10 protein-coding genes and 2 tRNA genes are annotated in these 13,286 nt (G+C 69.2%); 6 read left to right on the forward strand and 6 right to left on the reverse strand.

Features of this window, described 5'->3' with window-relative positions:
- Positions 1-615: 615 nt before the first annotated feature.
- From ACWIF2_RS24310 to ACWIF2_RS24320, 3 genes are all read left to right on the forward strand, one after another.
- Complete coding sequence (locus ACWIF2_RS24310) at positions 616-2,235, forward strand: ABC-F family ATP-binding cassette domain-containing protein (RefSeq protein ID WP_454362731.1); 1,620 nt, start codon at positions 616-618, stop codon at positions 2,233-2,235.
- Positions 2,236-2,275: 40 nt separating this feature from the next.
- Complete coding sequence (locus tag ACWIF2_RS24315; RefSeq protein WP_454362732.1) at positions 2,276-3,007, forward strand: 2OG-Fe(II) oxygenase; 732 nt, start codon at positions 2,276-2,278, stop codon at positions 3,005-3,007.
- 149 nt (positions 3,008-3,156) lie between these two features.
- On the forward strand, positions 3,157-4,470 hold the full coding sequence (locus tag ACWIF2_RS24320; protein WP_454362733.1) for an MFS transporter: 1,314 nt from the start codon (positions 3,157-3,159) through the stop codon (positions 4,468-4,470).
- 71 nt (positions 4,471-4,541) lie between these two features.
- Here the strand turns inward: ACWIF2_RS24320 and ACWIF2_RS24325 are convergent.
- Positions 4,542-4,614: transfer RNA gene (locus ACWIF2_RS24325), tRNA-Ala, on the reverse strand.
- Positions 4,615-4,795: 181 nt separating this feature from the next.
- Here ACWIF2_RS24325 and ACWIF2_RS24330 point away from each other — a divergent pair.
- Both ACWIF2_RS24330 and ACWIF2_RS24335 read left to right on the forward strand, forming a co-directional pair.
- On the forward strand, positions 4,796-5,344 hold the full coding sequence (locus ACWIF2_RS24330; RefSeq protein ID WP_189727172.1) for a helix-turn-helix domain-containing protein: 549 nt from the start codon (positions 4,796-4,798) through the stop codon (positions 5,342-5,344).
- 293 nt (positions 5,345-5,637) lie between these two features.
- Entirely contained in the window at positions 5,638-7,140 is a 1,503-nt protein-coding gene (locus ACWIF2_RS24335; protein WP_454362734.1) for a protein kinase domain-containing protein, read from the forward strand.
- 43 nt (positions 7,141-7,183) lie between these two features.
- On the opposite strand, the gene ACWIF2_RS24340 is transcribed toward ACWIF2_RS24335, so the two are convergent.
- Both ACWIF2_RS24340 and ACWIF2_RS24345 read right to left on the reverse strand, forming a co-directional pair.
- The gene (locus ACWIF2_RS24340; RefSeq protein ID WP_454362735.1) at positions 7,184-8,473 is read right to left on the reverse strand and encodes a hypothetical protein; all 1,290 of its coding nucleotides are present in this window, start codon (positions 8,471-8,473) and stop codon (positions 7,184-7,186) included.
- A 188-nt stretch (positions 8,474-8,661) separates the two neighbouring features.
- The gene (locus ACWIF2_RS24345) at positions 8,662-8,790 is read right to left on the reverse strand and encodes a DLW-39 family protein (protein WP_003999697.1); all 129 of its coding nucleotides are present in this window, start codon (positions 8,788-8,790) and stop codon (positions 8,662-8,664) included.
- Positions 8,791-9,127: 337 nt separating this feature from the next.
- Between ACWIF2_RS24345 and ACWIF2_RS24350 the strand changes: the two genes are divergently transcribed.
- Complete coding sequence (locus tag ACWIF2_RS24350) at positions 9,128-9,454, forward strand: DUF6344 domain-containing protein (protein ID WP_454362736.1); 327 nt, start codon at positions 9,128-9,130, stop codon at positions 9,452-9,454.
- A gap of 160 nt (positions 9,455-9,614) precedes the next feature.
- Here ACWIF2_RS24350 and ACWIF2_RS24355 read toward each other — a convergent pair.
- The 3 genes from ACWIF2_RS24355 to gyrA all read right to left on the reverse strand — a co-directional run bounded on the left by ACWIF2_RS24355 (position 9,615) and on the right by gyrA (position 13,247).
- A tRNA-Ile gene (locus ACWIF2_RS24355) sits at positions 9,615-9,691 on the reverse strand.
- A 112-nt stretch (positions 9,692-9,803) separates the two neighbouring features.
- The gene (locus ACWIF2_RS24360; RefSeq protein WP_454362737.1) at positions 9,804-10,634 is read right to left on the reverse strand and encodes a DUF3566 domain-containing protein; all 831 of its coding nucleotides are present in this window, start codon (positions 10,632-10,634) and stop codon (positions 9,804-9,806) included.
- Positions 10,635-10,652: 18 nt separating this feature from the next.
- Positions 10,653-13,247 carry a DNA gyrase subunit A gene (gene gyrA / locus ACWIF2_RS24365; RefSeq protein ID WP_454362738.1) on the reverse strand — a complete coding sequence of 865 codons (2,595 nt, stop codon included), beginning with the start codon at positions 13,245-13,247 and terminating at the stop codon, positions 10,653-10,655.
- Between the last annotated feature and the right edge of the window lie 39 nt (positions 13,248-13,286).

Raw genomic sequence — 13,286 nt, forward strand, 5'->3', positions numbered from 1 at the left:
GGGGGGGTGGGTTTTTTTTTTAACTCCCCCGCCAAACACGGATTGGGGCCCCAACACACCCTCTGGGCTGTTGGGTAACCCACCCGGGTTGCCCGGGGGGGGGTGGGGGCCCCGTTTTCCCGGGGCCGCACTCCCACTCACACTGTCAACAGCGGTGGACCATCACCTGAGCGGCGTCGGCCACGTCCATCTCCTCGATGAAGAAGATGTCATCCTGCTCCTGCGAGGCAACCTGAATTGCGGACTCAGCAACGTTCTCGTTCACTGTCGCTCCTCATGTGCATCGGAACTGAATTGCTCTGACGTCAGGAAGCTTCACCATTTGGACAGGCGCTTGTCAAGCGTCTCTCATCCAGATTTATTTTTCACCGCAAAGCGTATGCAATGCCTGCAACACGGACATTCCTTCCCCTTGTGTTCAGGGATCTGGCCAGGCAGGATCCGTGAAACGCGTGAACGTCTTTGACGCCGTGCTACGGGGGTATTGATGCGGGGGATTGAAGGGCCACCGAGCAGGGGTAGTGGACCCTTTGGGCGGACCACCTAAAACCGGAGCGTTAAATTCCGCGCCGCATGCAGCGCATCTTCCAAAGCGAGAGAACGAAGCTCAGAATCATGGGATTCCTTGAATTCAACAGTGTCCGGTGCAATCTCGCCGACGGGCGAACACTGTTCGAAGATGTCAGCTTCTCCGTGGGGGCCGGGGAGGTCGCGGCCCTGATCGGCCACAACGGCGCGGGGAAGAGCACCCTGGTCAACGTCGCGGGGAAGCGGCTCAAGCCGCGTGCGGGCACCGTCCAAGTGCAGGGCGGCCTGGCGATGATGCCGCAGTTCATCGGTTCGGTGCGTGATGAGTCGACCGTGCGCGATCTGCTGCTGGCCGCCGCCCCCGAGCGGATCGCCACGGCCGCGGCGGACATCGACGCTCTCGAACTCGAGCTGATGGAACGCGACGACGAGGCCACGCAGATGCGGTACGCCGAGGCGCTGAGCACCTGGGGCGAGGCCGGGGGCTACGAGATCGAGGTCCTGTGGGACGTCGTGACCACCGCGGCGCTCGGCATGCCCTTCGACCGCGCCCGCTTCCGCGACGTCAACACCCTCTCCGGCGGCGAGCAGAAGCGCCTCGTCCTGGAGGCGCTGCTGCGCGGGCGCGAGCAGGTGCTCATCCTCGACGAGCCGGACAACTACCTGGACGTCCCGGGCAAGCGGTGGCTGGAGGAGCAGCTCCGCACCACCGACAAGGCGGTGCTGCTGGTCAGCCACGACCGGGCCCTGCTGGGCAACGTCGCCACCAAGGTCGTCGCTCTCGAAGGCCGCAGCACCTGGGTGCACGGCGGCTCCTTCACGGGTTGGAAGGAAGCCCGCCAGGCCCGGCGCGAGCGGCTGGCCGAGCTGCACCGCCGGTGGGACGAGGAGCACGAACGGCTCAAGGACCTGGTGCACACCCTCGGCGAGCAGGCGAAGATCAGCGCCGCCATGGCACCCCGCTACCGCGCCGCCCAGACCCGGCTGCGCAAGTACGAGGAGGCCGGCCGGCCTCCCGAGCTGCCCAAGGAGCAGCGCGTGGTCCCCCGTCTGACGGGAGGCCGTACCGGAACCCGTGTCATCACCTGTGAGCAGCTGGAACTGACCGGGCTCATGAAACCGTTCGACCTGGAGATCTACCTGGGCGACCGGGTCGCGGTACTGGGGTCGAACGGCTCCGGCAAGAGCCACCTGCTGAAGCTGCTGGCCGGCCTCGACGTGGACCACTCGGGCTCCTGGCGGCTGGGCGCACGGGTCGTGCCCGGCTTCTTCACCCAGACCCACCAGCACCCGGAGTGGGCGGGCAAGACGCTCGTGGAGATCATGGGCCGCGGCGAAGGCATCCGCGAGGGCCTGGACCGCGGGGCCGCCGCCGGCATGCTCTCCCGGTACGAGCTGGCGGCCGCGGCGGACCAGCGCTTCGAAACGCTGTCCGGAGGACAACAGGCCCGGTTCCAGATCCTGCTCCTGGAACTCGGCGGCGCGACGCTGCTCCTGCTCGACGAACCGACGGACAACCTCGACCTCGTCTCGGCCGAGGCGCTGCAGCAGGCCATCGAGGAGTTCAACGGCACGGTCGTCGTGGTCACCCACGACCGCTGGCTCGCGAGCTCCTTCAACCGCTACCTCCTCTTCCGCTCCGACGGCGAGGTCGTGGAGACGCAGGAACCGGTGTGGGACGAGAACCGGGTGACCAGGGTCCGCTGATCCCTTGGCGTGGCCCCCTACCGACCGAAGGAGAGGCAAGATGCAGGACTCGGCGCAGACCGCTTCTGTCATGGACCACATGAGCAGGGACGCGGCGATCGCCTTCCACGGCAGGACGATCGGCATGCTGACCGCGGCCCCCGTGGCGGAAGCACTCGGCCGGCTGCGGCCGGGAAGCGACGCTCCGGCCACCAGCCTGCCCCTGATGCCTGCGGACATGACAGACCCCCTCGTCTCCGAGCTGGCCGCCCTGCCGACCTGGGCCACGGAGCACTGGCTGCTCACCCCCGATGACAACGTGAAGCCGTGCGGCGAGGAGGAATTCGCCGAGGCTCCTCCGGAGCGGCGTTTCTCCCGCAGCGGCTGTCTGCGCGACATCCCCCGGACCGCCCTGGGCATCCGTGCCTTCATCTCCGCGCTCAAGAGCGCCGACGTGGCCGAGGCGTTCTCGGCGGCCTTCGGCGAGCGGGTCTCCTTCCGCTCGGCCGACATCGCCAAGTACGAGGCCGGCCACTATCTGCGCCGCCACTCCGACACCTTCGACGACCGGCGCTTCGGCCTCGTCTTCTTCCTCTCCCCCGGGTGGGCAGCGGGCGACGGCGGTGAACTCGTGGTGGAGGCCCCCAGCGGAGCCGCCCTGGCCACGCAGCCCGAGCAGGGACGCGTGGCCCTCCTGCGGATCAACCCCGGATACCACCACAGCGTGTGCAGGATCCGCTCGCGGTCCTGGGTGCGCTACTCCATCGCCGTACACTTCGGCACGGCCAAATAGCGGCCGCTCACGGACGACGGCCCGCCCCAACGAGCCTCCGGCGGCCGGTTGTTGATCCCCGCACGGCTCTGGCCGCCACCGGCAGGGCCGTGCGGTGACGTCCGCCACCGTTCTCATCAGATCTACCGGCGTGCCGCCAGGAGTCCGACGTGCTCAAAGACCGCAGTTTCAGAAACCTGTGGACTGCCCAGACCGTGTCCCTGTTCGGTACCCAGGCCAGCGTGGTCATCATCCCGCTGCTCGCCCTGGGAACCCTCGACGCCTCCGCGTTCGAGATGGGCCTGCTCGGCAGTGCCGAGTCGCTGGCCGTGCTGCTCCTGGGGCTGTGGGTGGGCATGACCGCCGATCGCTATCCACGCAGGTCGGTCATGGTGACGGCGAACATCCTGCGTCTGCTGCTGATCGGGATGATCCCGGTGGCCTACGCGCTGGACCTGCTGAGCATCCCCCTGCTCTTCACGACCGTCTTCCTGGTCGGCGCCCTCACCCTGCTGTACGACTCCGCGCTGTCCTCGCACATGGTGCTGACCTTCGACCGCCGCCAACTCCCCAAGATCAACTCGTATATGGAGGGCAGCACCGCGGTCAGCGAGGTCGCGGGCCCGGGCCTGGGAGGACTCCTGGTCCAGGCACTGGGCGCGCCCCTGGCCCTGGTCGCCGACGTCTGCAGCTATGTCGCGAGCACGGTGCTGCTGCTCGGGTCCGGACGCGACACGAAGCCGGGCGAGGAGACCACCGCGCAAGGGGACGCCCCACACGAGGACGCCGAGCAGGAGACCGCGGAGCAGGAGTCGGAGCAAGAGCCGGAGCAGGAGACGGTCAAGGGTGCCCTGACCGGCTTCACCTGGGCCTTCTCCCACCCCGTGCTGCGACCGGTGATCGTCTCCGCGGCCCACTTCAACTTCTTCACCGCGATGTTCTTCGCCGTCTACACCTTCTATGTGGTCAAGGAGTTGGGCTTCAGCCCGCTCCTCGTCGGCCTCGCGAGCGCGGCCGGCGGGCTCGGCGGCGTGCTCTCCGCGACGGCCGCTTCCTCGTTCATGAGCAAGGTGCGGACCCGGCTGCTCTACGTCCTGTCCCTGGTCGTGCCCACCGTGGGCGCCTTCCTCGTCCCCGGCTCCGAACTGCTGGACTCCTCCCTCCTGCGGTTCCTCGCCGTGGCCGCCGGGATGTTCCTGTGGAGCTTCGCCATCGTCGTGAACCTGGTCATGAGCGAGACGATCAAGCAGATGGTGACGCCGACGCACATGATCGGCCAGGTCACCTCCGCGATGCGCTTCACGACGCTGGGCTTCGAACCCGTCGGCGCGATCGTGGGCGGCACCGTCTCCCAGTTCCTCAGCCCCACCACGGCCCTGGTCATCGCGTCCTGCGGCCTCGCGACCTCCATCGCCTGGGTCGTCTTCAACCGCCACCTCGGCACGTACGACGTGAACGAGGCCGAGCCCGTGAGCACCGCCTGACCCGATGCGCCGAGTAGCACGAGAAAGACCCCTCTGACCGCGTTTCCGCAGATCAGAGGGGCCCGATCAAGTGGAGCCTAGGGGAGTCGAACCCCTGACATCTGCCATGCAAAGACAGCGCTCTACCAACTGAGCTAAGGCCCCGGAAGGGGACATCCGCCCGGACGAAGCATGTCCCGGCGGGCGTCGGAGACCAGAGTACCGGGTCACCCCCGTGATTCCGCAAAAGGATTGGGGCTCCCCGTCGCCGACCACTCTCCGTAAGATGCTCGGCGTGGTTCGCTACCGCGAACCGCCGTACATGGGGAAGCGATGGGGAGACGCAATGGACGCCGCACAGCAGGAAGCCACCGCAAGAGCGCGGGAACTGCAGCGGAACTGGTACGGGGAGCCGTTGGGGGCGCTCTTCCGTAGGCTGATCGACGATCTTGGTCTCAACCAGGCTCGTCTCGCGGGGGTTCTAGGACTGTCCGCACCGATGCTGTCGCAGCTGATGAGCGGGCAGCGGGCGAAGATCGGCAACCCTGCCGTCGTGCAGCGCGTGCAGCTGCTGCAGGACCTGGCGGGGCAGGTCGCGGACGGCAGCGTGAGCGCGGCCGAGGCCACTGAGCGCATGGAGGAGATCAAGAAGTCACAGGGGGGCTCGGTGCTGAGCAACACCACGCAGACGACGACCAGTTCGGGAGCGCCCACGGTCAAGCGCGTGGTCCGGGAGATCCAGTCGCTGCTGCGCTCGGTCGCGGCGGCGGGCGACATCATCGAGGCGGCGGAGACCCTCGCCCCGACCCACCCGGAACTGGCAGAGTTCCTCCGGGTGTACGGGGCCGGACGCACCTCGGACGCGGTCGCGCACTACCAGTCGCACCAGAGCTGATCACACCGCCCGGCAACCGAAGGGGGTTCGGCGGCCGGACGGAGTGATCTGACGGGGGACGGACGCTGACCGGCGTCACGGGGGACAGCGCACGGCACGGGCGGACACGCGGGGGCGTGTCACGCACGGGGGACCAGCCGGCGCGAGCAAGTTCTCCCGCTCAACGGGGGAGTAGTGCTCAACGGGGGAGTCGTACCACTCATCGAGGAGTCGTAGCGCTCGTCCAGGAGTCGTAGCGCTCGTCGAGGGGGAAGCAAGGGGGGAAGCCGCAGGGGGAGGAGCGACGTACAGCCATGGGTGAGGTCTTCGCCGGCCGGTACGAACTGGTCGACCCGATCGGACGCGGAGGGGTCGGCGCCGTCTGGCGCGCCTGGGACCACCGCCGCCGTCGCTATGTGGCCGCCAAGGTCCTGCTCCAGAGCGACGCGCACTCGCTGCTGCGCTTCGTGCGCGAACAGGCCCTGCGGATCGACCACCCCCATGTGCTCGCCCCCTCCAGCTGGGCAGCCGACGACGACAAGGTCCTGTTCACCATGGACCTGGTGGGCGGCGGTTCCCTGGTCCATCTCGTCGGGGACTACGGCCCTCTCCCGCCGGCCTTCGTCTGCACCCTGCTCGACCAGTTGCTGGCGGGGCTTGCCGCGGTGCACGCGGAGGACGTCGTGCACCGTGACGTCAAACCGGCCAACGTGCTGCTGGAGGCCACCGGCACCGGCCGGCCGCGACTGCGGCTGTCCGACTTCGGCATCGCGATGCGGCTGGGCGAGCCACGCCTGACGGAGACCAACCTCGTCGTGGGAACGCCCGGCTATCTCGCGCCCGAGCAGCTGATGGGCGCCGAACCCGACTTCCCCGCCGACCTGTTCGCCGTAGGACTGGTCGCGCTGTATCTGCTGGAGGGGGCCAAGCCGGACAGCAAGGCGCTCATCCAGTACTTCGCCGAGCACGGGACGCCCGGTGCGCCCAAGGGCATTCCGGAGCCGCTGTGGCAGGTGGTGGCCACGCTGCTGCAGCCGGACCCGCAGGCACGGTTCCGTACGGCCACGGGGGCGCGCAAGGCGCTGGCCGCCGCCGCGGAGCTCCTCCCGGAGCCCGGCCCGGACGACGAACTGATCGAGATCTTCGACCAACTCGGCCCGCTCCCACCGGGGTTCGCCCCCGAGGGCCCGCTTGAGAGAGCGCGGGGGCTGGGCCGGAGGGAAGAACGGTCCGGCCCGGGGACGGACGAGGCACCGTCGGACGACACCGGCCGTGGCTGGTCGGTCCCGGGCCCGGCCGTACAGCCCGACCCTCGCCAGGACAGCGATCCGTCAGCCGCCCCGGTCACCCCTGCTCAGGCTCAGCCTGCCTCCATGTCGGACACCGGCAGCTTCCATCTGCCGCCCCCGCAGGCCACCGGCAGCTCCTCCCCCGCGGCCGACGGACGGCCCCACGACGCACAGGCTCAAGCCCCGCACCAGCCGGAGACCCCCGTCTCCCCCTACGACACCACTCACCGGCTGCACACCGCCCAGCCGCTCCCCCCGGCGTACTCCGGCCACGCGGGCCACCCCGGTCAGCCCTTGCCCCCCGCGGCGCACCACCGCACCGACGCCTCCACGGCCTCGTACACCGCCCAGACCCCGCACCAGGCCCCGCAGGCCCCTCAGGCCTCACCGCCCGCCCGGGCAGCCTCACGGCATCGCGCGGAACGGCCGCGCCGCCGCCCCGGCCCTCCGGCCAAGGTGGCGGTCCCGCTCCTGCTTCTCGCCCTGGCCTGCTACGCCGTCGGCTTCTGGGCCCTGACCCGCATCTGAGCCCGCCGCGGGCGTCAGTCCCGGCGCGCTGGGCCGCCCGGCGCTACCCGGCGCTCCTCCGCCGGGCCATCACGGTCCACACCCCGAGCCCCACCAGCAGCGCGCTCCCGGTGCCGATCCCGCCGACGGCGACCGCCCTCATCGCGGTGTCGTCGCCCCCGGCCACGCCCTCCGCCGCCGCCTCGCGCTCCTGCTCCGAGACCTCGAAGACGCCCGCGGGCTCGGACTCCCCCGCGTACTCGGGCCCGCTCTTCGCCGCTCCGCTCACCCGGACGCGCAGGGTCATCGCGAACGGCCCGTCCCCGAAGCTGTCGGCCACGCTCTGCGCGAGGTGCGCGACCAGGTAATAGGAGCCGGCGAAGCGCATGGCGCTGACCTGGGGGACGGCGGCGTTGCGGTTGGCGTGGTCGACCGGCGGCAGAGGAGGCAGGCTGCCGGACTTCTGGTCGCCGTCGTAGCCGACACTCACGTCGGCGACGTGACCACGGGCGGGGTTGTAGAGGGCCAGGTCCAGGGCGCCGGAGGTGTAGCCGGTGCCGCCGGAGTCCGTGCTGCCCAGTTCGGCTGTGGCGTGGAGCTGTCGGCCCCAGTCGACCGGCACCTCGTAGAAGACCGTCTGGCCGGGCCTGATGTCGTCCCGCCAGACGCCCTGGTCGAGGGGGGTCGCCCCGGCGAATCCCGCATCGCCACGGCGACGCTCGGCCTTCCCCTGGAGCGGCTGGGGCGAGGCGGAGTTCCACACCTCGGGCGCGCCGGTCGGTCCGGCCTTCGCCGTCCGCGGCTCCGTCATGGCGAGAAGCTCCAGGTCCCAGGCGTCCGGCGAGGAGCCTTCGCCCCGCGGGTCGACCCGCTCGACGGACACGTAATAGGTGCCGGCCTTCCGGCACAGCGACTTGGTGGGCGAGATCTCGCGCGTGCCCCACGCCGCGATCGGGTGTGGACTGCGGGCGGCGCCGAAGCTCACGGTGTCGACGGAGCAGGAATTGCCCTCGGCGTCCTGCATGGACACTCTCAGCCCGTCGATGACGGAGACGGTGCTGTCGGGGGAGGGGGCGGCGGTGACGGACACGTACGCGTTCGACGCGGCGTCGAGTTCGATGCTGTAGCTGATCTTGCCGCTGCTCGGGAGCGAGCTCTTGTAGGCCGTGCCGGGCTTCAGGATCTCGGCGTCCGCGGTGCTCTTCGCTCCCTCGATGCTCCGGGCATCGTCGGCGAAGGCGTACGGGCTCGGCGTCACGGCCGCCCCGGAGGCGCCGGCGGCGGCCAGGGCGGCCGGGCCCGGCGCCACAGCGGCCGTCGCCCCCAGCACCACCCCCACGACCCCCAGGCGCACGGCAACCGACGGACTACCGCGCCACGCGCCCGCACGCCCCCACGCCGTACGACACCGTCCCCTCACGCGCCACCCCTCACCCAAGAATCCGCGAGCCGTGGCCCATCCTGCCCGTACGGCCGGCCGCGGGACACACAAAACCCCGACCGCGAGGCGGCCGGGGTGTGCTCGGTTTGGGATGTCGTGACTCACGAACCCGTGGGCACGGAGTCAGTCGCCTCCGTCCACAGATCCTGCTCGGCGCGATCCGCCTGGATCTGGCGGTACACGAGGAGCCCGCCGATGGCGGCCAGTGCGACCAGGAGAAGCTTCTTCACCGCGCGACCTCGTCTTTCGTTGACGTAGGGGACCTCTGGCGCCCGACTATACACACCGACCGATACCGATCGGTGACCTGAGTCGGACCTCAACTCCCGTCCCGGGAACCGGGATAGAAGCGGAGGCCGCCGCTCCGATCGGAGGGTGATCACATCCCGACGGACGGTTACTTTGGGGCTCCTTCTCCTCTCTCCTCACATTTTCGCCCCTCTTGCGTCCATCCGAGTGGTGTTCATCGGAACATCGCCGCGCCACGGGCGTCGGTCCACCACTTAGCGACCCTCATACACATCATGAGGAAAGTACGCAAATCGCCCGACCCGAAAGTGAGGGGCCATGGCCCGCAACCAGGTCATGAAGCTGTGGACCGCCATCGTCACCGCCTTCCTGGCGCTGTGCACGACGCTCGGATTCGTCACCAGGACCACCGCCCCGGCGGTAGCGCAGACCGAGCCGGAGCGCAACAGCGAGCGCATCCCGCGACAGCGGACTGCATCGGCGACGTCTCCCGTGTCCCTGGCGAAAACCGTGCCCCCCACGATGAAACAGCGCATCCGGGCCGAGGCCCACGGCAAGACCCCCCGCTGCCGCCACCGCCCGCTCGCGGAGACCGACGCGGAGTCGGACCCCCTGACGGACTACCTCGCTCCCCTGCAGCGCTGAACCCCCCGGACCATCCCATCCGAACGGCGACCCTGCGTACAGGCCCGGCAGCTCGACAGAGCCGCCGGGCTTCTTCATGCCCCACCCGCCCCCTGGAGAGACGAAGAAGACGGAGACGCAGAAAAACCCCCAACCGCTACCGGTTGGGGGTTCATCATGCTGGTGGGGCTAACAGGATTTGAACCTGTGGCCTCATCCTTATCAGGGATGCGCTCTAACCAACTGAGCTATAGCCCCGCCGCGCTGTGCGGGGTGTGTCCCGCGCGCTGACTCCTGAAGATTAGCGCACGACATGCGCAGTCCCAAAATCGGTTGTCGGGACAACGTCAATCCATGTCAAAGGGTCGTGTCACTCGTCCTCGGCGAGCGTCAGCTCCACACCGCCGACGAAGCCCGCGGACAGGTTGTAGATGAACGCGCCGAGGGTCGCGAGGGCCGTCGCCAGGACGACGTCGATGACCGCGATGACCGACGTGAACATCAGCACGTTGGGCAGCGACAGGAAGGCCTGCAGGTCGAAGCCGTTCGACTCGTTCGAGCCGGTCGCCTCCGAGATCGTGCCGCCGACCGTCGAGAAGACGCCCATCGCGTCCATGACCATCCACAGCACGGCGGCCGCGACGATCGTGCAGATGCCCAGCGCGATGGAGAGCAGGAAGCTGACCTTCATCACCGACCAGGGGTCGGCCTTCGACACCCGCAGCCGCGCCTTGCGGACGCGGGGCACGGTGCGCGCCCCCGTGCGGGGGCGCCGTACGGCCCCGGCCGAAGCACCCGCGCCGGCACCGGACGCCGCCTGCTGCGCCGGATAGGCCTGCGGCGGGTGGTAGGGCCCGGCCTGCTGCTGTGCCTGCCGTTCCCCCGGCAGAGGCGAGGCGCCCTGGTCCCGCGCGGCCCCCTTGGGCTGCGGCTGCGGCTGCGGTTGTGGCTGGGCGCCGGATGCGGCCGGGCCCGCTCCAGCGCTGTGCTGCTGGGTCCCCGGACCTCGGGTGTCCGTCACAGTTCCCCCCTGGGATCCATGCGTGTCAGGCGAGGGCGAGTCGTCCTGGGCGGCCGGCTTGACCGCCTTCAGGTTGGTCGTGTGCGGGTCCGCCGCACGCGCGGCGGAGCCACGGCCGCCGTCGTCCGTGTCCGTACCCGAAGAGGTACCGCTCGGTCCGGCGCCCGTGGCTCCGCTCACGCTGACTCACTCCTCGTGCTACTCGGACGAGGGCGCCTCACCCTCGTCCGTGCCGGTGGTCACGGCACCCTCGGCGGTCTCGTCGACGACGATGTCGCCGTCGACCTCTTCCGCCTCGCGTCCCGCCTCGGCGTTGCGAGCGATGCCGACGACGGCATCGCGCTTGCCCAGATTGATCAGTTGGACGCCCATGGTGTCACGGCCGGTTTCCCTGATCTCGTTGACTCGCGTACGAATCACACCGCCCGACAGCGTGATGGCGAGGATCTCGTCGGTCTCCTCGACCACCAGCGCGCCGACGAGGGAGCCACGGTCCTCGACGATCTTGGCGGCCTTGATGCCGAGGCCGCCGCGACCCTGGACGCGGTACTCGTCGACGTTGGTCCGCTTCGCGTACCCGCCGTCTGTGGCAGTGAACACGAACGTACCGGGTCGAACAACATTCATCGAGAGCAGCTCGTCACTCTCGCGGAAGCTCATGCCCTTGACACCCGAGGTGGCACGGCCCATGGGGCGCAGGGTTTCGTCCGACGCGGTGAACCTGATCGATTGGGCCTTCTTGCTGATCAGAAGCAGATCGTCGTCCGACGAGACCAGCTCGGCTCCGATCAGTTCGTCGTCCGAACCGTCCTCCTGCTCGCGGAGGTTGATCGCGATCACACCGCCGGAACGGGGCGAATCGTAATCCTTCAGAGGCGTCTTCTTCACCAGTCCGGCCTTGGTGGCGAGGACGAGGTAGGGAACCGCCTCGTAGTCGCGGATCGCCAGGATCTCGGCGATCGCCTCGTCCGGCTGGAAGGCGAGCAGGTTCGCGACGTGCTGACCCCGTGCGTCCCGGCCGGCGTCGGGCAGCTCGTAGCCCTTGACGCGGTAGACGCGGCCCTTGTTGGTGAAGAACAGCAGCCAGTGGTGCGTGGTGGACACGAAGAAGTGGTCGACGATGTCGTCTTCCTTGAGCTTCGTGCCGCGCACGCCCTTGCCGCCGCGCTTCTGGGCCCGGTAGTCGTCGGTCTTGGTGCGCTTGATGTAGCCGCCCCGGGTGACCGTGACGACGATGTCCTCCTCGGCGATCAGGTCCTCGATGGACATGTCGCCCTCGTACGGGATCAGCTTGGTCTGGCGGTCGTCGCCGTACTTCTCGACGATCGCGGCCAGCTCCTCGCTGACGATCCCGCGCTGGCGGACCGGGCTGGCGAGGATCTCGTTGTACTCGTTGATCTTCGCCTGGAGCTCGTCGTGCTCCTGGACGATCTTCTGGCGCTCCAGGGCGGCGAGCCGGCGCAGCTGCATCTCGAGGATGGCGTTGGCCTGGATCTCGTCGATCTCCAGGAGGTCCATCAGGCCGTGGCGCGCGATATCGACGGTGTCACTGCGCCGGATCAGCGCGATGACCTCGTCGATGGCGTCCAGGGCCTTCAGCAGACCGCGCAGGATGTGCGCCCGCTCCTCGGCCTTGCGCAGCCTGAAGCGCGTACGGCGGACGATGACCTCGATCTGGTGCGTCACCCAGTGGCGGATGAACGCGTCGAGCGAGAGCGTGCGCGGCACGCCGTCCACCAGCGCCAGCATGTTGGCGCCGAAGTTGGTCTGCAGGTCGGTGTGCTTGTACAGGTTGTTCAGGACGACCTTGGCGACCGCGTCCCGCTTCAGCACGATGACCAGGCGCTGGCCCGTGCGCGACGACGTCTCGTCACGGACGTCCGCGATGCCGCCGATCTTGCCGTCCTTCACCAGGTCGGCGATCTTCTGCGCGAGGTTGTCCGGGTTGACCTGGTACGGCAGCTCCGTCACCACCAGGCACTGGCGGTTCTGGATCTCCTCGACCTCGATGACCGCGCGCATGGTGATGGAGCCGCGGCCCGTGCGGTACGCCTCCTCGATGCCCTTGCGGCCGACGACGAGCGCGCCGGTCGGGAAGTCGGGGCCCTTGATGCGCTCGAGCAGCGCGTCCAGGAGGTCCTCGTGCGAGGCCTCGGGGTTCTCCAGGTACCACTGGGCGCCGGCCGCGACCTCGCGGAGGTTGTGCGGCGGGATGTTGGTCGCCATGCCGACCGCGATACCGGCCGAGCCGTTGATCAGCAGGTTCGGGAAGCGGGCCGGCAGGACGGTCGGCTCCTGGGAGCGGCCGTCGTAGTTGTCCGTGAAGTCGACGGTCTCCTCGTCGATGTCGCGGACCATCTCCATCGACAGCGGCGCCATCTTGCACTCGGTGTAGCGCATGGCCGCCGCCGGGTCGTTGCCCGGAGAGCCGAAGTTGCCGTTGGAGTCGACGAGCGGCATGCGCATCGACCAGGGCTGGGCGAGGCGCACGAGCGCGTCGTAGATCGAGGAGTCGCCGTGCGGGTGGTAGTTGCCCATGACGTCGCCGACGACGCGGGCGCACTTGTAGAAGCCGCGCTCGGGGCGGTAGCCGCCGTCGTACATGGCGTACAGCACACGGCGGTGCACGGGCTTGAGGCCGTCGCGGACGTCCGGCAGCGCACGCGAGACGATGACGGACATCGCGTAGTCGAGGTACGAGCGCTGCATCTCCGTCTCGAGCCCGACGGGCTCGACGCGCATGGCCAGGGCGTCACCCTCGGGCGTCGTCACGGGAGTGTTCTCGTCGGTCATTGCTGGTGAAGGTCCTTCCTGGTGCGGTCAGCTGAGACC

It is taken from the genome of Streptomyces sp. NPDC055506, assembly GCF_053643595.1.